We start from the raw sequence: 23,611 nt of genomic DNA, 5'->3' as shown, positions 1-23,611 counted from the left end.
TATGTCTTCAAATACGGCTTTAATGCAATGGGTGCTGGGTGCGGAATGGGAGGCTCTGCCGTTGGCGATTCGGAGCCATTACGCCATTTCCGATCCGGAGGAAAGTACGCTCGTGACCGGCAGTATGATCATCGATTATCCGGACTGGTTAAGGCCGGCGCTGAAGCTGCTGCGGTTGGGCAAGGCGCTGGTCGATCTGAAAGGCGGACCGATGACCGTGGAAGTCAAGAAATGGCGGGGTGAAGATAGCTCGGTGCTGTGCTGGCATCGTCATGTTCAGGCGGACGACGGGCGGCGCTGCGTGTTTCCTTCGCGGATGGTCAGCCGGCGGGCGCATGAATTGGTCGAATATGTCGGAATGGGCTTCGGAATCCGTCTAAGGGTTCACGTTGAAGAAGGCCGGCTCGTTTACCGCAGCAACGGGCATTTGCTGAAACTCGGGGCGGTCACGCTGCCTATTCCGGACAGCCTGTTGCTTGGACGGGCGGTGATCAGCGAAGAGGCCTTGTCGGACGACTCGTTCCTGCTGCGGTTTGAGATCGTACACCCCTTATGGGGCAGGACGTACAGCTATGGGGGAGTTTTCAAGATAACCCGATAAGCTTGAGGGATGAGGGTGAGATTAAGCCTGGCATTCACGCCATCCATGGCGTTCATGCAGGAGGTACGGGGGAGGTAGATCGCGTCGGGAACACGCGATCGAGAGTAACGCAGGAAGCCGTTACCGACGACTGCAGGGATGCAGGAGGTAGGCAATGCAGGAGCTATATTGCCGAGGGGGCGGGGGAGATTGATCAAATAAATCCCCCTCGATCCCCCTTTTTCAAAGGGGGAGGTGTTGTTGACGAAGTCCCTTTTTTTCAAAGGGGGAAGTTATTTTTGGCGAAATCCTAATACGATCACTCATCTCTGATGAGGGTAGCAAAGAACTTCACCGGTAAAAACCCAGGAGCCGCTGCCGGTCTATCAGCGAGTCAGCGGTCATGCTTTACCGTGACCAGCTTATCGGTCGCGAAGCCCATTCTCCTGGCTTTATCGATCAAGGCGTCCAGGGTTTCCTTCGGCATCGTCTTGGTTCTGGACAGGATCCAGAGATAGGAACGGTTCTGTCCCGTCACCATCGCATACCGGTAGTTTTCCCGGTCCAGCGCGATGATGTTGTAGCTGCCGTAGAAGGGCCGGAAAAAGGATACCTTGAGTCTGCCCACGGTCGGCTGATCGATAAAAAAAGCCTTGCCTTCGGCTTGTTTCCATTCGCCGGTTTCCGGATTCCTGCCCCGGTTCAGCACTTTGACCCCGCCGTCAGGCGCGAGCGTATAATTGGCCGAAATATTGTCCAGGCCTTTTTCGAAGCTCTGCTCAAGCCGGGCGATTTCGTACCATGTGCCGAGATAGCGGTTTATCTCGAACGCTTCGACAGGTGTGAGACCCTTCGGCAAACCTGTACAACTCGTGAGTAAAAATGCCAAAAGCCAGAAAATGTTCATCTTGAATCGGTCCGGGCTAATTACATGGAAAGAGAAAAAACTACCGGGCAGGCATGAAAATCAGTAAGGCTTTGTTTTAACATTTATATTTTTCTCGTTCGAAAAATACGCCGACAGCCCGAAAGCGATGTGCGACAAGCCGGTGTACGCGAAAAAAATCGACAAATCGGGATCCACTTCGATGCCGTTTATCATGCCGTAGATTTCCAGGGAACCGATCATCATCACCAGGGACAGGCCGATCAGGATGAAGAAGTGGGATTTTCTCAATAAAAAACACCCGATGCAGAGAAAAACTTCGGTAAGCGCCAGATAAACCAAGATCATCCGCAGGTTGTTCGCCAAGGGGCCGTAGAGGTCGACATTGAACTCGAAGAAAGAAGCGTCTTCCGAAACCGATAGGACGCAGCCCGCAATCAGTACGGCTACGGACACATAGAAATTGATCTCGACCAGCCCTTTCAGGACTGTCGGGCTTTTCGACGGCATTGCCTTCATGTTGCGCGATCCATAAAAAAACTCCCTTTTGTGAAAGGGAGGTTGAGAAGAGGATATATGTTGCTCACTGAGCACTTGCAGAATGGAAGCCACTCCAACCCGGTTATCGTGTCGGCGAAGACTCCATCTTCTGCACAGCCAGTGTACCCGGGCTTATTTTGTTGTCAAGATAAAGTTATACAATATCTGTACAAAATTGAAGGGGATTGATGTTAATTTGCGGTGCAGAAAGTTCAACCGGCGGTTTTTCTGCGTAGGATATGGAATAGGATAGGCTGAGGTACGAAGCCCACCCAGTGCCCTTTAGGGTATCAATCGCGAACGATGGGCATCCTTCGTCAGCCCGTCCTATGGGCCTGGCTACATCATGCCCGGAATGGCTTTCGATCAGTCGTGGATCTGATGTGAAGAGCTGTGGATGCCGGCAGGCGATCCGCCATTTTGCCATCCTCTCTTACAGACGCCATCCGGCGGAACCGCTATCGCGTTCCGCCTTACGGGGGTTATCCTGCAAGCTGTAACGAGGGTAAGAAGGCGTTCTTGATGTCATCGGCCAATGCATCCGGTCGTTTTCGAGATCGAAGGGGGTTACCCATAAGCGCAATTTTTCCGAAAATTCGAATGCCGGCAAGGTCTCCGAAAAATTCTCGGTTTTCGGATAAATCAGGATCATGTCGCCCTCGCCGGACAGATAGCGGTGCCCGTAAGCGAACATCTGGTAGAAATCGCCCTGGCTCAGGCCGTATTTATTTTCGTTATCGGCGGCCGAGAGTAGTTTCCATTTGGTGTCCAGTACCAGCGCGGTTTTCTGAGGGCTTTGAATCAGCAAATCGGGTCGCAACTGGAATAAGCTTTTGTCTTCATGGGTACAAAGAAATTGGCTTTTCGCTTGCCTATTTAAGGTATAGGGAGCGGGAAGCTCCCGGCGCAATTTGACTTCCACATAGCGCTCGAACAGTTTTTCCATCGGAAACAGCAGGCTGATGCCGTGCGTTTTGCCGCGCATCGCCAGCGGCATGTGCTGGCCCAGCACCAGTTCGCACCACGGGCGCACCGGCTGGTAATGCGCCATCAGCCGGTCGCTCCGCCATTGGCGGAAATCGGCGGCAATGTTCGGGCTGCCGGGGATTTCGGCCAGCAATCCGGCCAGCTCGTGGGAGAGCCGCCAGGTGTCGGGCTCCTGGGTCAGGCCGCACACCCGCATCAGAGCCGACTTGAGCAGGCGGTTCTCGGGACGGTCCGCCAGAAACAGGTCATGGCGGATATTGAAAATATGCGCGCGCCCCGGCGGCTGGCGCAACTGCTTGTTCATGTCCAGCCGGCCGCGCAGGTAGCGCTGTTCTTCCTCGACGCGGCGGTAATCGAAACGCAAGCCGCGTTTCAACAAATGATCCAGCGCCAGCACGAATTCTTTCATCACCCATTCCAGCAGGGGACGGCGATAAGTCTGGATATCGGTTTTGTCGGTGGTGCGCTTCGGCAGATCGAGCGCCGTTTCCAGCATCTTGATCAGCAATGCTCGGGAAGCAGCTTCATTTGACGCCTCGGTATGCTTGGGCAGGATTTCCAGCAACGTGCCGCAAGGCGTTTCCACGATCCCGACAAAATTGTCCAGACGCAGCCACTGGCGATTCTCCAGATGCAGCAGTGAGGCGCCGTTTGATTTGAAGCCGGCGGACAACCGGCACAGCCAATCGAATGCCGATTGAGGGATGCAGGCTCGGTCCAGGCTGGTTTCTATCGAATCATCGGTCGTGAGCCTCGCGTATTCGCGCACGACGATGGGTTTCATTCGCTCGCTCCGAGAATGCCGCGATAGCTTTCGATATTGCCGAATGCTTCCTCATTGATATGCCAGCGCCTATCCTGCACGTTTCCTTCAAACCTGCTTCCAAACAAGCTTTCAGGCGTAGCTGAGGCTTTTTGTATGAATTGATGTGCAAGGGATTTGTTATGATCATTCAATACCCAATGGATGCGCTCCCAATCTTCGAAGAAATACTCTTCCAGAAGCGGCAGGATTTGCTGACGGAAAATGAACGCCAGATTTTCAATGGATCTGTCGTTTTTCAAAGGCATGAAATAGGCATGGCCCAGACAATGGTCTCGATCCAGCAGCACTTCGATGCGTTCGTTCATTTTGCGCAGCATCTTTCCAATGTTGATCTCTTCTACATCGACATCATCAAGTAAATTCGGCCTTGGCGGCATTTCTTTAAAAGTAAAACGCCGACGTAGAGCAATATCTAATCCTGCCAGTGAGCGATCAGCCGTATTCATGGTTCCGATCAAATACACGTTTGACGGCACACTGAAGGGAATCTTTGAATAAGGCAAAATAATATTTAGGGCTTCATCTGCTCCTGCTCGTTTAGTGGGTTCGATTAAAGTGATCAGTTCGCCAAAAATACGTGAAATATTACCCCGGTTAATTTCGTCAATAATTAAAACGTGAGGTTTATGTTCATCAGTCACTATCCCCGATACGGAGGGATTAACACTGAATTTTTCAATGTGAGATAAAAGATCGCCCCATTTTAACCGTAACGGGTACACCGTCTGTTGAGTAAATCGTTTACCATCGTTGAGTGGGTCTATTGGAAGTTGTAGATCCTGATACAGCCAGTTTACAGGCAGAACATGGTTGTAGTTTTTACGATCGACTTCAGTTGGTACGTTTTGCTCGTAATAATAATCTCCTGTCACCACACCCACGCCAGCGATTGTTGTCGCTGAGTGGATACATACCAGAATGTCACCTTTCTCTATTTTCTCGGAAAAATACTTTAGTGTTCCTTGGTTCTTTGCGCTCAGATCATTGTAATAATCGTTTGGGGTATATGGCTCGCGTAAGTCGCCAGTTTGACCCCATCCAATTCGCGCTTCGCCATGATTAAAGCAGTATGTCTTTGTCGGGTTTTGCCCAGTACCATTGATAGCGATCTTCCAGATTCTTGCATCCCTATGGATGCCAAGCTCAGGCTTAACACCTTGCGTTCTGGCATCATCGCATAAGCGCTTGAATATACCGGGCTCAACCAAATACTCTAACTGATTTTCGTCATTGGTTTCAGCCCGCAACCCTTCTACAAAGTCTTCATAACTAAAACTCTGATGGAACGTTACAAAGCGAATTAGATCTTCTTTTACCAGAGCATCATAACGTTGCTTCAACTTCTCCCTTCGCTCACATTGAGTTTTCCAATCCGAACCGGATATTTCTGGATGTTTTGCCAAAAACTCCGGATCAACAATTTTAAGGGCGGCGTCGATCGTGGTATAGGTTTTTCCGGTTCCCGGTGGCCCGAAAAGAATTTGATTCAGAGGTGAAGTTGCCATGGATTTATTTGCTTCTGTAGCTTTTGGTGAGGGTTCTTTGTCTAATATCTCGTTGGTTGCAATCGATTGGATGTCTATGGTTCTCACGCCCCATCCAATATCAGAGGAGCGTGGCTTAAGTTGTAGCCAGAATGTCTTCCCGTCCCGCTCTTCTATGCGCGCAGGTACGCAGTCAAAGAGGTGTTTAAGGCTGCAGCGATGACTTTTGTAATCCTTGAGTATCCCGATGATAGGGATTCCTTGTTCGAGGGCAAGATTTACTCTATTCCAGTGAGCTTTTGATGTCCGGCTTGCTTTTTTGCCTGGCATCGATACTGGATACCAATATGTTCCGTCATGGATGTCGCGAGCTATCCCATTTTCTTTCGGGACCCAACGACCAGGAGCATCTTCAGAACAGAAAACATTCCAGAGAGTCGTAACAAAGAGCTTGGCTTTGCCATTTTTCGCCTCATGTCTTGATACGTCAAAAGAAGACCAGTGCTGTCCAGGCTTCCGCGCTCCCAGTTCATGAAACGCTTCGTCTGTTCCTGTCAGAAACTGAGTTGAATCGTATTGGAGATCTAGTGAATGGGAAGAGCTTCCTTGGGTTAAATTCTTTTCTTGAGATAGGCTGTTTTTTTCTTGTTCGGTTATAAAGTCATTCATTCCGCAGTTTTCCTAAATTTATTTTTATTCACTTCCTATCTTCATGCTGAGATATCGTAGGATGCGGTGAACGAAGGGAACCGCATCGTTCGCGATCGGTGCGGTTCGTGCTTCATCGCACCCTACAGAGTTTTCTCATCAAAGTTCAACTCGCCCATCATTGCAGAGTCGGCGTCAAACTTTTCATCCCGGATACGTTCCTGCCGGCTTTTCTCTTCGAAATAACGCCTGGGATTGCCGCACATCCAGCAACTGCATTTGGCGGGCGTATTCACGTGCCGGCCCAGCGCGGTAGAATCGCCCTGCCGGCTTTCGCCGATCGCCTGGTCGAAGGCGCGGGCTTTCTTCAGCCGTTGCAGATGATGGCGCCTGATTCCTCGAATAATGCTTTTCATAAGCCTCCCGTATGCGGATTGTTTTTCGCCGTGCCGTAAAGCGCACTGAGCTGGCAGGTATTCTGGATCATTCGTTTTCTTGAATTCAATCACTTTCGGAGACGTTATGTCGTTATCGAGGTTAAGGTCTTGAACTATTGATGTTTTTTTCTGGGAAGGACCATGGCTTTTGTCAAAGCGTTGTGAAGTTCCCAAGGCCATAAGCGTGGCGCACTTGTCCCTGTGGGCATCTGGCGCGGCATCAGAGGGAATGCGTTATAATCCAGTGGCCAATAGCCGAGAAACCTAAAGTTTCCAATGTTACGGAAACCTGGACAATCCGGGCTTTTTATATCCATCTGCAATCGCAATGCCACCAAAATGCGCCATATTAAAGTGCCGGTGCCGCTGTTGCCCGAACAGCAACGTCTCGCCGCCCCGTCCAAAAAACAGGCGATCATGCGGGCATACTTATCATGAGATTCGAATGGGACGAAACCAAGAACCAGGCGAACATCCGCAAGCACGGCATTGACTTCCGCCAGGCCTCGTATGTGTTTTCCGATCCCTTCGCGCTGAGCATCCCGGATGATGAACATTCGGAAAATGAAGAGCGCTGGTTGTTATTGGGCAAAAGTTTGAGTGAACAAATCCTGCTGGTTGTCCAATACTATTCGCCACGACGACGCCATACGCATCATTTCCGCACGCAAGGCGACTAACAGTGAAAAAACGACCTATTTGAAGAGGGCAATGAAATGAAAGATGAATACGATTTTTCCAACGCCGAGCAAGGCAAGTTTTATATTCCCTCCGAAGCAATTCAAATTCCCATTTATTTGGACGACGATGTTGCGCGCTATCTCGCTGAAAAATGCCAAACGGCCCCGGAAAGCCTGCAAGCATTGGTTAACGACCTGCTGCGCAAGGATATAGAAATCGCAAGGCGTGTAGCGTCTTCCGCTTAACGAAAGGCAGAACCGCCGCCATGCCCGAAATTTGCCGCTTCTATGGAATTATTATCCGAATGTATTTGATCGACCGCGAACATCCGCCGCGCCATATCCATATTAAATACGGCGACCATGAAGCGGTGATGGAGTTAGTCAACCTCAACATCATCGACGGGAGCATTCCTAAAAAATGTCGCCAATTGGTCAGGGAATGGGCGGAATTGCATCAAGAGGAATTAATCGAAATGTGGGATACTCAAAATTTCCATGCCATTCAACCACTGGAGTAATTTATGAAACTCAAATGCTTTGAGCATCTGGAAGGTTATCGTTTTATGCTGACTTTTGAGAACGGGGAGATTAAGCAGGCCGATTTGCAAGAATTGATCGGCGCTTATGTGGCCCCGGATGCGTTGTCGACGGCGCGTATCAATCCGGAGTGGGAATGTTTGGAGTTTAATGACGGCATGGTTGATATAGAACCCAAAACGCTGTATCGGTATGCGACCGCGGCTGAATCCAGGCAGGCCGCATAATGCCGCTGCCGGACGACAGAACGTAGGCTGGGTTGAAGCGCAGCGGAAACCCAGCAAAAGCCATAAAACCGCTGTAAGTTTCTCAGCCATTTATTCCCATAAACTTTCGGCGATTTCCGCTGAAGCGCCCCAATTTTCCGGATACCAGCCGAACTTAACCCAGCGGTAAAACGAGGAATGCGGCCATTCTTTAGCGGTTTGTACATAGCCGTGTTTCACGGGATTGTAATGGATGTAATCCAAATGATTTTGATAATCTTGATCGTCGCGAATGGCGTGCTCCCAATAACGGCGCTGCCATATTCCGCGCTCGCCTTTGCGTATTCGGCTCCTTGAAATACGTTCATCCTTAGGCACAGCCATCGAAAACCGGGCTTTGATCAGTCGCCAACGGGTCGGATAATCGTCGTCGCCGGCCGGCAACTGCCAAATGCAGTGGAGATGGTCAGGCAAAACCACGATCGCGTCGATTTCGAATGGATGATGGTTACGCGTTTGTCGGAAAGCTTCCCACAGACAGTCGATATGTCGGATGAGCAGATCGTTATTCCGTCGCTCGGCAAGATTCACGGTAAAAAAATATTTTCCACCGCTGATACGAAGGCGTTTATAGGTTCGCATTTTCAATTGGACGGTTTTGGGGATTTAAATTTCAAGTTAGCTGGGTTTCCGCTGCGCTTCAACCCAGCCTACAACGAAGCTTTTCCTGCTGATCGAAGTTTCCTCAGCCTGAATCCACGGGATTTTTCATCCGCGCCTTGACGGCCTGATCGAAAACCCCTTCGCGGCTTTCCAGGAGCGTAAAGTTTTCCTTGGCCCGGGTGATGCCGGTGTAGATCAGCTCGCGGGTCAGGACCGGGCTTCGGGTTTCGGGCAGGGCCAGGACCACGTGATTGAACTCGGAGCCTTGCGACTTGTGCACCGTGATCGCGAATGCGGTTTCCGCGTCGGGCAGGCGTAGCGGCGACAGCCAGCGGATTTTGGCTGCGGCCAGCGGGTCGTCGGTTGAAAAAGCCACCCGCAGTTTTCCGGTATGATCGTAAAGCGCGATGCCGATATCGCCGTTCATCAGGCCCAGGTTGTAGTCGTTGCGGGTGATCATCACCGGCCGGCCTTCGTACCAAAGCCCCGGCGCCTGCTTCGGAAACAGCCAGGCTTCGATGCGCCGGTTCAGTTCTTCCACGCCCCAGCGGCCGCGGCGCAGTGCGCAGAGCACCTGGAAGGCGTCGAAGGCGGCCAGGACCCGTTCGGCCCAGGCGTCGTATGCAACGGCGTCGTTGGGCGGGCGGTTCAGGATCGCGTCCAGGTAATAGCCGTAACCCTGGCCGGGATTCGGCTTGCCGTCGGCATGAGTGCCGGCATTGACCGCGACCAGTTTTTTCAGCAGCGCGTCGGCCGCATCGGGTTCCGGCCGGGCTCTGAGCCGCAGATAGTCGCCGGCCGGTGCAGGCAGCAGGTCGGAATAGACGGCCGTGTCCTTCAGGATTGCCTGCGCCTGGGTGCCGTCGCCCGCATTGACCGCGCGCGCCAGCCGGCCGATGCCGCTGTGTTTGCCGAAGCGGTGGCTGTGGCGCAGCATCACGGTCTGTTGATTGATACCGCTGCCTTTCGTTTCGGATAGAGGCAGCCTTTCGCCGGAGTATTTCTCGATCCATAGGCGGGCGTGATCATCATAGGCTGCGTTTTCGGCGCCCTGGCATAAATCGCCCATCACCGAGCCGGCTTCGACGGATGCCAACTGGTCCTTGTCGCCGAGCAGGATCAGCTGCGCGTTGTCCGGCAGCGCATCGAGCAAGGAGGCCATCATTTCCAGATCGATCATCGAGGCTTCGTCGACGATCACGATGTCTGCGGCAAGCCGAAGGTGCCGGTTATGTTTGAAGCGGCGGGAATCGGGGCGGCTGCCCAGCAGGCGGTGCAGCGTGCCGGCCTTTTTGGGGATGCGCTCCTTGATGCCGGCATCGATGTCGAGGCGTTCCAGCGCCTTGGCGATCGATTCGCTGACCCGGGCGGAAGCCTTGCCGGTCGGCGCGGCCAAATGAATGATCGGTTTGCGCGCACCGGGCGCTTCGATTTCCAGGCGCTGGATCAGCAGCGCGAGCAGCTTGGTCAATGTCGTGGTTTTGCCGGTGCCCGGGCCGCCGGTAATGATCGCGAAGCGCGAGCGCAGCGCCAGCACGCAGGCGATCTTCTGCCAGTCCGGCTGCTCGGGGCTGCCGGGAAACAGCGCGTCGATTCGATTTCGCAAGGCTTCGGGCAGACCGGAACAGACCGCCGCCAAGCGCTCCTGAATGCATCGGTCCAGTGTCCGTTGATATTGCCAGTAGCGGCGCAGATACAGGCGGTTGCCGTTCAGCACCAGCGGCGTTTTGCCTTCTCCTGTCGAAACCAGCGCGGAGTTTCGGAGCTCGGATCGCCATTGCGTCAGGCCGAACGCTTTGAGCACCGAAAGCTCCGCCTGGGCGGGTTCAAAGCGGGAAGTCCGGTCTTCGTCGCTCGGGATCGCCAATGTTAGGCCGGGGTTTCGTGACAGGCTTTCCAGGTCCAGGTACACCTCGCCCCGGTCCATCTGATGGCTGACCAGCGCGCCGGCCCAGAGCACCGCATCGCCCGCATGCGGTTCCAGTTCCCGCAGGAAACGCGCGAAGGCGCGGTTTAGCCGGCTCAGCCAGCCCGCTTCGACCCAGCGGTCGATTTTTGCCAGTACGGACGTTTCCCGGTTCATGCCGCGCCTCCGGTCGTAAAGAGCTCATCCAGTCCTTCGATCAACGCTTTGGGCGGCTTCACGAACAAGCGTCCCCCGGTCGGGCTTTGGCAGCCGCGCAGGAACAGGTAGAGGCTGCCGCCGATATGCGCATCATAGTCGTAATTTTCTCCTATTCTGGCTTTCAGCAGGCGGTGCAGGGCCAGCAGATATAAGGCGGACTGCAAGTCGTAGCGCTTCGCGAGCATTGCCGCGCTCAATGCTTCCGGCGTATAGGCCGTATCGCCGCTGCCGAGGCTATTGAATTTGTAATCGGCCACGTAATAGCGTCCTTTATGGACAAAAACCAGATCGATGAAGCCTTTCAAGAGGCCGTTCACCTGCGCGGGCAGCAGCGCCGGGCGGGGCAGGCCGGAAAAAGTGTGGCGGGTGACCAAGCGGTCCAGCACCTGCGTATCCACTTTATCCGCGCCGATCAGGAATTCCAGTTCGGGCTGGTAGGCGCCTTGAGCCAGCCTGCCCAGGCAGAGGTCCGCATTTTCCAACAACGGCAAGGCCAGCCAGTCCGACAAGGCGGCAGCAACCAGCGCTTGTTTGCCGGTCCAGTCCTTGGCTGCGAAACGCTCTTGTATCCATTCGTTCGCCAGATCCGGCTTGGCGCGGATTTCCGCAAAGCCGAACCGCGCGCAGCGCTCGAGCAGGTCGTGGATCAGCACGCCCGGAGCGGCGCCGCGCGGCAGGCCGTGAATCCCGGTCGCGGCGGCAGGTCCCGTGTCCGGCTCCGCTTCGTCGTTGCGCTTGTCGTCCCGTGCCGTTTCCGGTTCGTTCGGGCCGTCGCCGGCCGGAGATGGTTCCGCCTGAGGTTTGTCTTCGGTCGACAGCGCGCTGTAGCTGGCGATCCACCAATCGGACGGAATCCGCGTTTTGACCGTGCGTGGGGGATTGAACTGTCCGGCCTCGGCCTGAGGTGTGTACTGCGCATCGCTGACCGCCGGCAATGCAGCGATTTCGATGGCCGCACAATCGCCTTTGAGTTCGGCGAGGCGCGTTCCCAGCTGTTCGGTCGGTGTATCGGTTTCCCAGTTCAGCAGCGAGCCGACTGCGGATTTTTCCAGCTGACACTTTTCGCCGGTGCCCGATTTCACCGGCGCGATGCCCAGCCAGCAGGCATGGCACGCCCGGGTCATCGCGACATAGAGCAGGCGCAGATCTTCCTGAAGGCGTTCGGCGTCGTGTTTTCGCTTGTTTTCCTCGCTCTTGCCGAAGTCGATGATCAGCCGGCGGTCGTCGTCCCGTTCGTCATGGTAGCGGTAATGCGAGTCTCTGCCGGTGACTTCCTTGTAGCTGCAGATGAAGGGCAGAAAAACCAGCGGGTATTCGAGCCCCTTGGACTTGTGGATGGTCACGATCTTGATCAGATCGGCGTCGCTTTCGAGCCGGATGATCTCCTCGTCGCCCAGCCGGCCGCTGCCGTTTGCGACCGATTCGGCCAGATAGCGGATCAGCGCCTGCTCGCCTTCGAGCTGGCTGCCGGCCTGCTGCATGAGTTCGGCCAGATGCAGCAGGTTGGTCAGGCTGCGCTCGCCCTCGCTCTCGGTTTCCAGCCTGGCCCGCGTGTAGAGGGCGTAGTCGTCGATCAACTGCCGCAAGGCCGGTAGGATGCCGTCTCGCCGCCAGCGCGCGTGATAGGCGAGAAAGCGGTCCAGATGCAGCTCCCACTCCGGCTCGTCCTGGGCCAGCCGATGCAGCTTCCGGTAAGTCCAGCCGAAGGCGGCAGTGCCGAGCGCCGCGCGCACCTTGCGCTCGTTGCGCGGATCGGCCAGCGCTTTCAGCCAGATCAACAGATCGGAGGCTTCTCGTGTTCTGAAAATCGAATCCTTTTCGGACAGATAGACGCTGCGCAGATTTCGCTTCGCCAGCGCCTTGCGCATCGCTCTGGCTTCGGTGCCGCTGCGGACCAGGATTGCGATGTCCGAAGGTTTCAAGGGCTCCAGGCTTTCCGCTGATTTGAATCCGGCCTGTCCCGCGTTGGCGAGGTTCAGCAGCCTGACGATCTCGCCGGCCGCCGCCTCGGCCATCTTTTCGCGGTATTCGGGCATCCCGACCGCTTTTCCCTCGTTCCAAAGCCAAAACGTGAGGGCAGGCGCGGCACGATGGTCGATCTGCCATTCTTCTTTGCGGCCTTTCGCCTCGACTTCGAGGAAGGGGAGGGGATTTTCCCGCTCGCGCTTGAAGCGGAAAACGCCGGCCGGATGCCGGCCGTCCGCATGCAGGAAGACCCGGTTGACGGCTTCTACCATCGCGGCCGTGGAGCGGTAATTGGTGGTCAGCGTATGGCGGCGTCCGGCCGTGTGTTTATGGGCTTTCAGGTAGGTATAAATATCGGCGCCGCGAAACGAATAGATCGCCTGCTTCGGGTCGCCGATCATGAAGCAACCCGAGCCATCCTCGATGTTCGCCGGGTAGATGGACGAGAAAATCCGGTACTGGATCGGATCGGTGTCCTGGAACTCGTCGATCAGCGCCACCGGATATTGCCGGCGGATCGTTTCCTTCAGCCGCTCTCCGCTGTGTCCGTGCAATGCGCTATCGAGACGGGTCAGCATGTCGTCGAAGGTCATCCGGGCCATGCGCTGTTTTTCGCTGGCGTAGCGGTTCCGTATCCACTGCAATGCATGCAGGCAAATCTTGCCGTCGATGTCGATTTCTTTGCCGCAGTGGCTGACCAAGTCATCCATAGCTTCTAATGCGGGGTGCCGCATCAGTTCGGCTTTGTCGATATGACTCTTGACCAGGGCGGAAGACAACCTGCTGCGGCCGAATCTTTCCAGGTCGTCGATTGCCAGGTAACTGCGGCCGTTCGCCCACTCGGCCATCGCTTTCAGTTTATCGCCGAAACTGGTTTTACGGTATTTGTTTCCGTTCAGCCAGCCGTTTTCCGAGGCGTCGTTCAATAATTTTTCGGTGCTGTCCCGCCCGTTGCTCCAGCAGGTGCGGGCCGATATCTCTAATGCCTGGCGTTGGGTTTCCCAGGCTTCCCATGACTGGAAAACCGAGTCAATGTCTTCATTGAAATCGAGGCCCAGCGCTTCCGTTTCCGGTAATAAGGGAGTGAGCAGGCCCGCGAGATCCACGGGCGATTTGATGAACCGGGTAACCGCCCGGGAGGCGGTATCCGTCAAGGGATAAAAAAAAGTTCGCCAATAATCCTTGACGACCTCATGCAGCAGTTCCGTATCGCCGGTATTCACTTCCTGGCGGAACAGGCTGCCGCTGTGGAATGCATGCTGTTGCAGCATTTTGTTGCACCAGCCGTGGATGGTATAAATTGCCGCTTCGTCCATCCAGTTGGCGGCCAGTTCGAGGTCGCGGGCGCGGGCCGGCCAGGCGGTTTCGGGAAAATCCGCGCGCACGGCTTTCAGGAATTCGTCCGCTTCGACGGCTTGCTTGCGAAAATAGCGCGCCGCCTGGCTCAGGCGGTCGCGGATGCGTTCCCGGAGTTCCTGGGTCGCCGCCTCGGTAAAGGTGACCACCAGGATGTCCGGCGGCAATAACGGGCGCGCCGGCGTCGAATTGTCGGGGGAATGGCCGAGGATCAGCCGCACATACAGGGCCGCGATCGTATAGGTTTTGCCGGTTCCGGCACTGGCTTCGATCAGGCGGACGCCGGACAAAGGGAAATCGAAGGGGTTTAACGGGATGGCCGCGGTCATGATTGCGCTTCCGCTGCGGATGAAGAATTCTGGATATGGTCATAAAAAGGACCGTACAGCGTTTCGGCCCAGGATTCGAAGCCGGAGCCGGTTCGCTGCAGTTCCTCGAAGGTCGGGAAAAACCGTGCCAGATAGGGGTCGTAAGTGACTTCGCCGTCTTTCCAGTCGCTGCCGTCGTAGCAGGCTCGGGCGGCTTTGATTTTATTGTCCGGCTGGGCGCCGAGCCAGGCGAACGCGGTCTTGCAGGCGACCGGCAACGGATGGCGCAGTCCCTGGCACACCGCTTCGAGCAGGATTTGCAGATGGCCGAAAGCCTTTTCCTTATCCATCGGCGGCATTTCGATCACGCCGTCCGCCGCGGCGACCAAAGTCCAAGTATCCAGGCCGTCCGCGCAGGCAGTCAGATGCCGTACCCAATATTCCACCAGTTTGGGGTATTTGATTCCTTCTTTCGGCATCAACGGCTGCACGGTCAGATACACCAGGGCGAGCTTTTCATGATCGCGGTGTTGGCGCAAATGGCCGAGTTCGCCGGTCAATTCCATCGGCGCCCCGTCACTTAGCCGGAACTTCAGTGCCGTGACATGCGCTTCCCGTGCGGTGGGCCAATCCAACCGCAGCGCCTGATAATTCTTCCAGGCCGTTTTTACCGGTTCGGTCAGGGTGGTATAGAAAGCTTTCGCGAAACCGCCGAGCGGCAGTTGGCCTTTTTGTGCCATGATGGCGCGTTGATGGTCGAGAAACGCCTCGACATCGTCGGGATTCGTGTCTTTCAATGCGCCAAGCAAATCATTGCCATACAGATAAGTCTGCAGGCTGTCGAAATGAAAAGGCTCGTGGTCCTTGCTGGTGACCGTTTCATCGTCGAAGCCGAATTTCAGCGCATATTTGCAGAAAGCCTTGACCGGCGCTTTTAAAAAACGCTCCAGGAACTCCAGCGGAACGGTCAGGAGTTTTTCTTCCGCCGGGACAGGCGCCGATGCGTCCGCTTCGGCCGGGAGCGTTTCCGAAAACCATTCCTTCGCATAAGTGAACAGTTCCGGCCTCGGTCCTTGAGGTTTCGTCACATATTTGAGGCTGAACGGCTGCAACGGATGGCAGACGGTGATCGCTTCCAGCAACGGGCGGCCGTCCTTGAGTGCCCAGCCCTGCGCCAGCACGTCGCGCAGTTGGCCGACCAACACCGACGGCGGCCGCTTACTGTCGTCGCGGATGCTGCGGCCGATCCAACTGATATAAAGCTGTTCCCGCGCGGACAGCAGGGCTTCCAGGAACAGGTACTGGTCGTCCTGCCGGCGCGAGCGGTCGCCGGGGCGGTACTGGCCGCGCTGGCTCATCAGGTCGAAACCGTTCACCTGCCGGCTGCGCGGATAATCGCCGTCGTTCATGCCCAGCAGGCAAATTTGGCGGAACGGAATCGCCCGCATCGGCATCAGGGTGCAGAAATTGACCTTGCTGCTCAAAAAGCGCTGGTGCAGCGCCGGTTCGTCGACGCCGGCCAGCCAGGCTTCGCGCACCACCTGGATCGGCAGCTTGTCATCCGGGCCGAGCCCGGCCTGTGCGCAGTAGCGGCACCACTTTTCCAGGGTCTCGGCCAAAGTATCCAAGGTCTTGCGTTCCGCTTCGCTGCCGGCGGTGAAGAAAGCATCGAGCAGGCTTTGCAGCGTCTGCCGCCAGTCGGTAAAACTTTGCGGCTGAGCGAGCCTTCGGGCATGGTTTTCCAGCGTTTCGAGCAGGAAGGCCAGGCCGCCGAGCCACTGCGCGTCGAGGCCGCCGATTTCCTCGTAGGGCTCGATGCCGTCGAACGCTTCGCCGGCGCCGACCGCATAGCCCAGCAGCATCCGGCGCAGGCCGAACCGCCAGGTATTGGCTTCCAGTTCCGGCATGCCGATGACCCGGGCGCGCTGTTCGGCGTTCAGTCCCCAGCGGATGCCGGCTTCCTCGATCCATTGGTGCAGTCTGGGGATCGCGTTTTCCTCGATTTCGAAGCGCGCCCTGAGCGCGCCGACTTCGAGCAGGTCGAGGTATTCGCTGACCGTGAAGCGCGAATCGGGCAAGTCGAGCAGGGCTTCGACCGCCGTCAGCAAAGGATCGTTGCCGCGCTGCTCGCGGTCGGCCAGGCTATAGGGGATATGCCGCGGGTCGCCGGGCGGATGCAGGCCGAAGACGGCGCGGATGTGCGGCGCGTAAGCGTTGATGTCCGGCACCATCACGATGATGTCGCGCGGGGACAGCGGCTTCCCGTTTTTTTCTGCGGCTTCGAAACGCGCCAGCAACCGGTCGTGCAGAATTTCGACTTCGCGCTGCCGGCTGTGCGCCACATGAAAAACCATCGAGTCGTCGGCGCGCTTCAGCAAGGCCGGCGCTTTGGGCAACGGTTCCAGATCGAGGATCGATTGCTGGAGATGCTGCAACAGGGTGCGCCGGTCCGGGGACTCTCCGTAATCGGCGAAAAGATCGATTTTGTTGTCCGGCCAGTGCCAGTCCCGGTAGCGTTGCTTCTCGTCGAAATGGTCCAGCAGGCGGATGTAGTCGCGCCCCTGCTTGCCCCAGGCCGCCAGCAGGGGCGGCGCGTCGAGGTGAAGATCGCCAGTATCCAGTAAAGAGGTTTGTTCGGGTTTTTTATAGGCCTGGCGGCGGCGTTCGGCCTTGAGCAGATCCTTGTCTTCGATGATGTCGGCCCAGTAGTGCCGGCAGGGATTGTGCACGAACAGCACGATCTGGCAGAATCTGCCCAGCTTTTCCAGGACTTCGAGCGACTGCTGAGGCAGGGAAGACAGGCCGAACAGGATGATTCGGCGCGGGATGCCGGGCGGCCGGTCCGTCAGTGTGCCGATCCGGCTCATGAATTGCGTGTGCACGGCGGAACGGCTGGCGAACGGGCTCGCTTCGCCGCCCAAGTCGGCGAGTACCGCTTGCCACAAGCCGGTTTGCCAACACTCCGCTTCCGGCATCGGCTGGCTTTCGCCGTGCGCGTCGCGCAACACATTTTCGCCCTGGGCCCAGTCGGTCAGCCAGTCGGAACGGTACACCTGGTACTGATCGAACAGGTCGGCGAGCTGTTCGGCAAGCTGGTAACGTTTCCGGCTGTCGCTGCCTTTGGCCAGGAAGGCTTTCAGCGTTTCGAAGCCGGGCTTGGAGACGAGCGTGGGCAAAAGACGATAAAGCCGCCAGGTTAGCGGCGCTTTCGCCAGCGGCTGCTCCAGCGGGATGCGCTCGCCCAATACCGCCCGGTAAACGCTCCAGATGAACAAGGAAGGCAGCTGCATCCGGATCGCCGCGGCAATGCCCAAAGCGGAGTTCTGCGCCAGGCTTTGTTTCAGCCATTGCCCCATGCCGTTGCTCTGGACCAGGAAGACCTCGTATTCCAGAGGATTCAAGGGATGGTGGCGCAGCCAATAGGCCACGACGTCGCGGAGCTGTTCCAGCTGATTGGAATGGATGACGGCAATGCCGCTGTCCAGCGAAGTACTAGAGCTTGATTCGGGCATGGGGTTGGGATTTTTTTATATCCGAACAGGGTGATCGGGTTTTGGGCGGCTGGCCCGCCAAGATGGAGCTTGCAGGCCGGCTCTCGCTATATGATCGCATGAAACAGCCCCAAAAATCACAAGCGGAGCATCAACCTCAGCCCGGATAGCTCGTCGTATTACCGTCGAATTAACGGTGTGGCCGGACGCGGGCGGAAAAGGCGGGCTTTATCGGGAGCCGGCCGAATTCGGATCGAGATAGACTGCAGTGTCGGATAAATGGTCGTGCCAGCTCCGCTTCCGCTTATCGAAAAGAATCCACCAGAAACCGATCCCGAAAATCAGCCAGGAAAAGAGGGCGGAGAAAAAGCGCAGGCCGGCCTGGCGCCAGTTGAGAGATTTTCCGTCCTTCGTCAGGACTTTGATTTTCCAGGCGCGCATGCCCAGGGTTTGGCCGCCGTGGGTCCAGAACCAGCCGAAAAACAGGAAACTGACGCCGATCAAATAGGCGGGGTAGAAATATTGATCCGGCCGGAAGGCATGGCCGGAATTGAAGGGCAGTACCGCGGCGGTGGCTGCAAACAGCACGGCCGCAAGTAAAAGCGAATCGTAAACGATGGCCGCCAAACGGCGGAAGAGGCCGGGCGCCGAATTTGCACCCGGGGCATCGGAAGTTTTGGACGGCCGTCGCAATTATTTGAAAGGCGCCGTTTTTTGGCCGAGATACATGCTGCTGGCGGCAAGAGTGCCGAGCATGATCAATGAAAAGAAAAAGGGCGGACGAATAAAGATCAAAAGGAAGAAGTCCGCTAAAAAGATGCTGCTTGCCAGCGGGTTGTCGATGAATCCGTCAATTATTTTTTTCATAGCAATCTTGTCAAGCTCAGGATGAATGTGTTCGGTGATTAAATGGACATTATCCTGATTTCCGAGGCTTAACTCAACGCTATGCCGATCAGGATCGGGTTTGCTCGCTAACGCAAATCATTCTACTATATCCGAATGGATTGTAAAAGGATAGTGCCAGTTGGGTTATCGGGTGCGAAGTGGTATGATTTAGGCAGATAAGAGATAAACTAGGGAATGTCGATTATTTTAAACTTCTTCAAAAAAATAGTTAAATCGGCCGGTGGCAAAACCGCGGACGAAACGCCGAAAGTTCGAATTTACCCACGTTCGGAACATACGATTTCGCGGGCTCAGATCAGTGAGCATGCGTTGAAGGTTTTGTATCGCCTGCAAAAATCCGGATACGACGCCTATCTGGTCGGCGGTTGCGTACGCGATTTGCTGCTTGGGCGCGAGCCGAAGGACTTCGATGTCGTGACCAATGCGCATCCGGAACAGATTAAGGGGGTATTCCGCAATTGCCGGCTGATCGGGCGGCGTTTTCGTCTGGCGCATGTGCATTTCGGGAATGAGGTGATCGAGGTTGCCACGTTTCGCGGCTTCGGCAACGAGCAGGACGACAATCAGGTCACCAACGACGAAGGACGCCTGCTGCGCGATAACGTGTACGGCACGATCGAGCAGGACGTCTGGCGGCGCGATTTTACGGTCAATGCGCTGTACTACAATATCAAGGATTTTTCGGTGGTTGACTATACCGGAGGGATGGATGACCACAAGTCCGGTATGCTCAGACTGATCGGCGATCCTGAAATCCGGTTCCGCGAAGATCCGGTGCGGATGCTGCGCGCGGTCCGCTTTGCGGTCAAGCTGGGCTTCAACATCGACCCCGATTGCCGGAAGGCCATTTACGGCTCCGCCGACCTGCTTTACAGCATTCCTTCCGCCCGCCTTTACGATGAAGTATTGAAGCTGTTCCTGTCGGGCTTTGCGCTGCAGACTTTCGAAATGCTGCGGCATTACGGCCTTTTTCAGGTCTTGTTCCCGGACACCGAAAAAAGCCTTGCGGTCGAGGAAAATGGTTTTCCGAAACTTCTATTGATCAAAGCACTGCAAAATTCGGATAACCGGATCGCCGAAAGCAAAACGGTAACGCCCTATTTCCTGCTGGCGGCGTTTTTGTGGGAGCCGCTCCGGATGTTGACCCGGATCAATCAGGAGCGGGGCCTGGACGATTACAACGCTTTCCAGAGCGCAGCCGGCGAGATTCTGACCCGCCAGGTCAGGCGTACCGCGTTCCCGCGGCATATCAGCCTGGCGATGCGCGAGGTCTGGAGCCTGCAGCCGAAATTCGAGCAGCGGATAGGCCCCCGGCCGGCTCGCCTGCTGACCCATCCGCGTTTTCGCGCCGCCTACGATTTTTTGCTGCTTCGTGCGGAAACCGGCGATGCCGGTCCCGAATTGGCCGACTGGTGGAGTAAGTTTCAAGAGGCCGATGAAGCCGCGCAAAAAAAGATGACGCAGCCGTCCAGAAATCTGAAAAACACTCGGGCCCGTCGCCGGACCGGTAAAAAGAAAAATACGGGGCCGATCGAAAATCCACCGAGCTAGAAGAAGACCTGCCAGGTTTTTAAAGCCGGGCAGGTCTGGGGATGCAAAAAGGTTATCTCTATGAACAAACCCAATAACGGTACTGTCACTGCTTACCTAGGGCTGGGCAGCAATCTGGCCGATCCTGTGAAACAGGTGCGCTCGGCGCGCGCCGATTGCGCCGCGGTTCCGGGCGTGCGGGAGCTGGCATTTTCCAGCCTGTACCGCAGTCCGCCGATGGGGCCGCAGGATCAGCCCGATTATGTGAACGCGGTGATGGCGGTGTCGACCGATTTGACTGCGCCGGCACTGCTTCGCCAATTGCAGTGCATCGAGCAGGCGCACGGACGGGTCCGGGCCGGGGAACGCTGGACCGCGCGCACGCTCGATCTGGATTTGCTGATTTATGGCGCACACCGGATCGAAACGGGCGAGTTGACCGTGCCTCACCCCGGCTTGGGCCAGCGCGCTTTTGTGCTGTATCCGCTGTTCGAAATCGCGCCGGCACTGGTGATCCCCGGACTGGGGCGGATTGCCGATCTTATCGTAAACTGCCCGCGCGACGGGCTGGAAAGGATTGAATGAAATGAACCGGAAGCCCTTATCCATTCACGACCTGGCGGCGATGAAGCGGCAAGGCGAGAAAATCGCCTGCCTGACCGCTTACGACGCCAGCTTCAGCGCTTTGATCGATCAGGCCGGCATCGATGCGATATTGGTCGGCGACTCGCTGGGCATGGTGATTCAGGGGCAGGCCTCGACGCTTCAGGTCTCGCTGGACGATATGATCTACCATACCCGCTGGGTAGCGGCCGCGCGCCGGCGAGCGTTGGTGATTGCGGACATGCCGTTTTTGACTTATCCCGATCCCCTCGGCGCAGCCATGAATGCGGCCAAACTGATGCAGGCGGGCGCGCAGATGGTCAAGCTGGAAGGCGCGCGTTTCGAAGCGGTCCGCTTTCTGGTCGATCAAGGCATCCCGGTCTGCGGCCACCTGGGGCTGCTGCCGCAGTCGATCAACCGTCTCGGCGGCTACAAGGTGCAGGGCGTCGACCCGGCCGAAGCGGACAAAATCCTGGCCGACGCGTTGCAGTTGGAAGCGGCCGGCGCGGCTTTGCTGGTGCTGGAATGCGTGCCTGCGAAGCTGGCTGCCGCCATCAGCGCGCGTCTGTCCATTCCGGTGATCGGAATCGGCGCAGGCATCGATTGCGACGGTCAGGTGCTGGTGCTTTACGACATGCTGGACATCGGCATCGGCAAGCGACCGCGTTTTTCGATGAATTTCATGCAGCCGCCGGTTGCGATCGCCGAGGCGTTCGGCAATTACCGGTCTGCCGTCAAAGAATTGCGTTTTCCTACCCCGGACCACAGCTTTTAATCATGCAAACCGTCAAAACCATCGTAGAACTGCGCGCGATTCTCGGCAACCGGCGGCGTGCCGGCGAGCGGATCGCGTTCGTGCCGACGATGGGCAATCTGCACGCGGGACATATCCGCCTGGTAGAGACGGCGCGGCGGCAGGCCGAACGCGTCGTGGTCAGCATTTTCGTGAATCCGACCCAGTTCGGCCCCGGCGAAGACTTCGAGACCTATCCGCGCACCGAAGCCGAAGACCGGGAAAAATTGCTGGCGGCCGGCGCCGACCTGCTGTTCCTGCCCGAAATCCGGAACATGTACGATCCCGGCGCGAAAACGGTAGTCAGCGTGAAAGAATTGTCCGATCTGCATTGCGGAGCGTTTCGGCCGGGCCATTTCGATGGGGTCGCGACCGTGGTTGCGAAATTGTTCAATATCGTGCAACCCGACAGCGCTTTTTTCGGTCTTAAGGACTACCAGCAATTTGTGATTATCCGTACGATGGTGCGCGATTTGAATATTCCGGTGGCGTTGGTTCCGGTCGAAACGGTCCGGGAACCGAGCGGACTGGCGATGAGTTCCCGGAACGGCTATCTGACCGAAACCGAAAAAGTTCAGGCGGCCAAGCTTTATCAGGCTTTGCTCAATGCCAAGGAGGCGGTATTGTCGGGTGGCCGGGAGGCTTACGCGGATATCGAGCGGCAGGCGCAGTCTTTTCTCGCGGAGGCGGGCTTCAAGACCGATTATTTTTCGATCTGCCGAAGTTCCGATTTGGTCGCAGCGGTGCCCGAAGACCGGGAGATCGTGATCCTGGCCGCGGCGAGGCTCGGAAAAACGCGGTTGATTGATAATATCGCTTTTTCCAAGTAAAGTAATGGCGAAACGGAAGGTGCCGGCTTCAGGCGGTGCGGCGGATCTTTAATATTGTTGTACAAAGCCGCCTTTTTCTCGGCGTTTAAAAGCAGGGTTCGGCGTTTTCAAGGCGAATGCCTCGTTTTTCATGTATTGCCGGATCTACAGGAATGAGCGATAATTGAAGGTTTCTTAAAGCACTTTATATCGGGTTATTATGCAAACTACGATGCTGAAAGCGAAACTTCACCGGGCGACCGTTACACGATCGGAGCTCGGTTACGAAGGCTCATGCGCAATCGACTCCGACTTTCTCGATTTGGCGGGGATCAGGGAGTACGAACAGATCCAGATATACAATGTCAACAACGGCGAGCGTTTCACGACTTATGCGATCCGTGCGGAAGCGGGGTCCAAGGTCATCTCGGTCAACGGCGCGGCGGCGCGTCTTGCCTGTGCGGGCGATGTGGTGATCATCTGCGCCTACGCGATCTACGATCAGAAAGAGTTGGCGAACTACAAGCCGGCTTTGATCTATTTCAACGAAAAGAACGAGGTGGTGCGTACCGCGTCGTCGATTCCGGTGCAAGTTCAGGCGGCTTGACCGGCAACCTTTATTCCTGGAAGCGGCTTTAACTCGGATTGAAAAAACATCCGGTTAGAGGCGCTTCTTTGCGGTCCGGACTCTAACGGATAAAGGGTTTCGCTATCTTCCGATAGAGTAAAGTCTGGCGTTTCGAACCCCCTCGTTCTCAGGCCTGCCAGATTTATAAAACCTGGCAGGCCTTTTGATTTCTCTCCCATTATCCTTCTATCGCCCGCCCCGGACCTACGGCCCAATGGCCGTCGCCGCCATATTAAACAGGGGCAAGCTCGGGTGCCGGGCAGCCTTTAGGTGCGGCTAAAAATAACCTTTCGGCATGCCGCTTGATTGTTCCCATCGCGGCGCACGCCATGAGGCACCTCATTGGGCGGCCGTGGGGTGTAGGGTACGCTGTGCGTACCATCGGGGGCGGGAACGGTACGCACAGCGTACCCTACAACGGTTTGTACACTCTTTGGGGTAACCCAAGCCGGCAAAGGGGGTATCACGGTAAGCGCTCGGCGGGGGAACGAGGGGGAAGTTATGATCGACTCAATCCTTAGGCCTATTTACAAGCAGTCGGAAGGGATAAAAAGGCCTTTTTCTTCTCCGTAAAAGCGGCGGGCGGGGAACTCCGCCGGTTGCCCCAAAGTCCCATT

General features: G+C 56.3%; 21 protein-coding genes. 11 read left to right on the top strand and 10 right to left on the bottom strand.

Features of this window, described 5'->3' with window-relative positions; genetic code table 11:
- Position 1: 1 nt before the first annotated feature.
- A complete protein-coding gene (locus tag METAL_RS18155) occupies positions 2 to 601 on the top strand; it encodes a DUF4166 domain-containing protein (RefSeq protein ID WP_213069415.1) in 600 nt (199 codons plus the stop codon).
- Positions 602 to 974: 373 nt separating this feature from the next.
- Here the strand turns inward: METAL_RS18155 and METAL_RS18145 are convergent, their stop codons facing one another.
- The 5 genes from METAL_RS18145 to METAL_RS18125 form a co-directional block, all read right to left on the bottom strand.
- Positions 975 to 1,439 carry a lipocalin family protein gene (locus METAL_RS18145; protein WP_245549415.1) on the bottom strand — a complete coding sequence of 155 codons (465 nt, stop codon included), beginning with the start codon at positions 1,437 to 1,439 and terminating at the stop codon, positions 975 to 977.
- A 108-nt stretch (positions 1,440 to 1,547) separates the two neighbouring features.
- Positions 1,548 to 1,976 (bottom strand): hypothetical protein, encoded by a 429-nt coding sequence (locus METAL_RS18140; protein ID WP_245549414.1) that lies wholly within the window; start codon positions 1,974 to 1,976, stop codon positions 1,548 to 1,550.
- Positions 1,977 to 2,439: 463 nt separating this feature from the next.
- Positions 2,440 to 3,777, bottom strand: a complete 1,338-nt coding sequence (locus METAL_RS18135) for an McrC family protein (protein ID WP_005374692.1) — start codon at positions 3,775 to 3,777, stop codon at positions 2,440 to 2,442.
- Positions 3,774 to 5,972: an AAA family ATPase gene (locus tag METAL_RS18130; protein ID WP_005374690.1), complete on the bottom strand. Its 2,199-nt coding sequence runs from the start codon at positions 5,970 to 5,972 to the stop codon at positions 3,774 to 3,776. The genes METAL_RS18135 and METAL_RS18130 overlap by 4 nt, the downstream gene beginning before the upstream one ends.
- Before the next feature lie 122 nt (positions 5,973 to 6,094).
- Complete coding sequence (locus METAL_RS18125) at positions 6,095 to 6,367, bottom strand: hypothetical protein (protein ID WP_005374688.1); 273 nt, start codon at positions 6,365 to 6,367, stop codon at positions 6,095 to 6,097.
- Positions 6,368 to 6,822: 455 nt separating this feature from the next.
- Here METAL_RS18125 and METAL_RS18120 point away from each other — a divergent pair, with 455 nt between their 5' ends.
- Genes METAL_RS18120 through METAL_RS18105 form a run of 4 tightly spaced genes read left to right on the top strand, consistent with a single transcriptional unit; the run spans position 6,823 to position 7,835 of the window.
- Entirely contained in the window at positions 6,823 to 7,068 is a 246-nt protein-coding gene (locus tag METAL_RS18120; RefSeq protein WP_005374687.1) for a BrnT family toxin, read from the top strand.
- Positions 7,069 to 7,104: 36 nt separating this feature from the next.
- Positions 7,105 to 7,314, top strand: coding sequence for a hypothetical protein (locus METAL_RS18115; protein ID WP_005374686.1), 210 nt, complete (start codon positions 7,105 to 7,107; stop codon positions 7,312 to 7,314).
- Positions 7,315 to 7,334: 20 nt separating this feature from the next.
- Entirely contained in the window at positions 7,335 to 7,589 is a 255-nt protein-coding gene (locus METAL_RS18110; RefSeq protein WP_005374685.1) for a DUF4160 domain-containing protein, read from the top strand.
- 3 nt (positions 7,590 to 7,592) lie between these two features.
- Positions 7,593 to 7,835, top strand: coding sequence for a DUF2442 domain-containing protein (locus tag METAL_RS18105; protein WP_005374683.1), 243 nt, complete (start codon positions 7,593 to 7,595; stop codon positions 7,833 to 7,835).
- Between the two features lie 90 nt (positions 7,836 to 7,925).
- On the opposite strand, the gene METAL_RS18100 is transcribed toward METAL_RS18105, so the two are convergent.
- The 5 genes from METAL_RS18100 to METAL_RS18080 all read right to left on the bottom strand — a co-directional run bounded on the left by METAL_RS18100 (position 7,926) and on the right by METAL_RS18080 (position 18,349).
- A complete protein-coding gene (locus METAL_RS18100; protein WP_005374679.1) occupies positions 7,926 to 8,456 on the bottom strand; it encodes an REP-associated tyrosine transposase in 531 nt (176 codons plus the stop codon).
- Between the two features lie 103 nt (positions 8,457 to 8,559).
- Complete coding sequence (gene recD, locus METAL_RS18095) at positions 8,560 to 10,560, bottom strand: exodeoxyribonuclease V subunit alpha (protein ID WP_005374677.1); 2,001 nt, start codon at positions 10,558 to 10,560, stop codon at positions 8,560 to 8,562.
- Positions 10,557 to 14,252 carry an exodeoxyribonuclease V subunit beta gene (gene recB / locus METAL_RS18090; protein WP_005374676.1) on the bottom strand — a complete coding sequence of 1,232 codons (3,696 nt, stop codon included), beginning with the start codon at positions 14,250 to 14,252 and terminating at the stop codon, positions 10,557 to 10,559. The genes recD and recB overlap by 4 nt, the downstream gene beginning before the upstream one ends.
- Entirely contained in the window at positions 14,249 to 17,743 is a 3,495-nt protein-coding gene (recC, locus tag METAL_RS18085; protein ID WP_005374675.1) for an exodeoxyribonuclease V subunit gamma, read from the bottom strand. The genes recB and recC overlap by 4 nt, the downstream gene beginning before the upstream one ends.
- Positions 17,744 to 17,950: 207 nt before the next feature.
- Positions 17,951 to 18,349 carry an RDD family protein gene (locus tag METAL_RS18080; RefSeq protein ID WP_245549413.1) on the bottom strand — a complete coding sequence of 133 codons (399 nt, stop codon included), beginning with the start codon at positions 18,347 to 18,349 and terminating at the stop codon, positions 17,951 to 17,953.
- Here METAL_RS18080 and METAL_RS21265 point away from each other — a divergent pair.
- The 6 genes from METAL_RS21265 (at position 18,339) to panD (ending at position 22,973) form a co-directional block, all read left to right on the top strand.
- On the top strand, positions 18,339 to 18,614 hold the full coding sequence (locus METAL_RS21265) for a hypothetical protein (RefSeq protein WP_213069550.1): 276 nt from the start codon (positions 18,339 to 18,341) through the stop codon (positions 18,612 to 18,614). The genes METAL_RS18080 and METAL_RS21265 overlap by 11 nt on opposite strands.
- Before the next feature lie 191 nt (positions 18,615 to 18,805).
- Positions 18,806 to 20,182, top strand: coding sequence for a polynucleotide adenylyltransferase PcnB (gene pcnB / locus METAL_RS18075; RefSeq protein ID WP_005374672.1), 1,377 nt, complete (start codon positions 18,806 to 18,808; stop codon positions 20,180 to 20,182).
- A 60-nt stretch (positions 20,183 to 20,242) separates the two neighbouring features.
- Positions 20,243 to 20,746, top strand: a complete 504-nt coding sequence (gene folK / locus METAL_RS18070; protein WP_005374671.1) for a 2-amino-4-hydroxy-6-hydroxymethyldihydropteridine diphosphokinase — start codon at positions 20,243 to 20,245, stop codon at positions 20,744 to 20,746.
- A gap of 1 nt (position 20,747) precedes the next feature.
- Positions 20,748 to 21,539: a 3-methyl-2-oxobutanoate hydroxymethyltransferase gene (panB, locus tag METAL_RS18065; protein ID WP_005374670.1), complete on the top strand. Its 792-nt coding sequence runs from the start codon at positions 20,748 to 20,750 to the stop codon at positions 21,537 to 21,539.
- 2 nt (positions 21,540 to 21,541) lie between these two features.
- A complete protein-coding gene (gene panC / locus METAL_RS18060) occupies positions 21,542 to 22,387 on the top strand; it encodes a pantoate--beta-alanine ligase (protein WP_005374669.1) in 846 nt (281 codons plus the stop codon).
- A 199-nt stretch (positions 22,388 to 22,586) separates the two neighbouring features.
- On the top strand, positions 22,587 to 22,973 hold the full coding sequence (panD, locus tag METAL_RS18055; RefSeq protein ID WP_005374668.1) for an aspartate 1-decarboxylase: 387 nt from the start codon (positions 22,587 to 22,589) through the stop codon (positions 22,971 to 22,973).
- Positions 22,974 to 23,611: the final 638 nt, after the last annotated feature.

Origin of the sequence: Methylomicrobium album BG8, assembly GCF_000214275.2 — a bacterium.
Classification (GTDB): Bacteria; Pseudomonadota; Gammaproteobacteria; order Methylococcales; family Methylomonadaceae; genus Methylomicrobium; species Methylomicrobium agile.
This window is presented reverse-complemented; position numbering and strand designations above follow the sequence as displayed.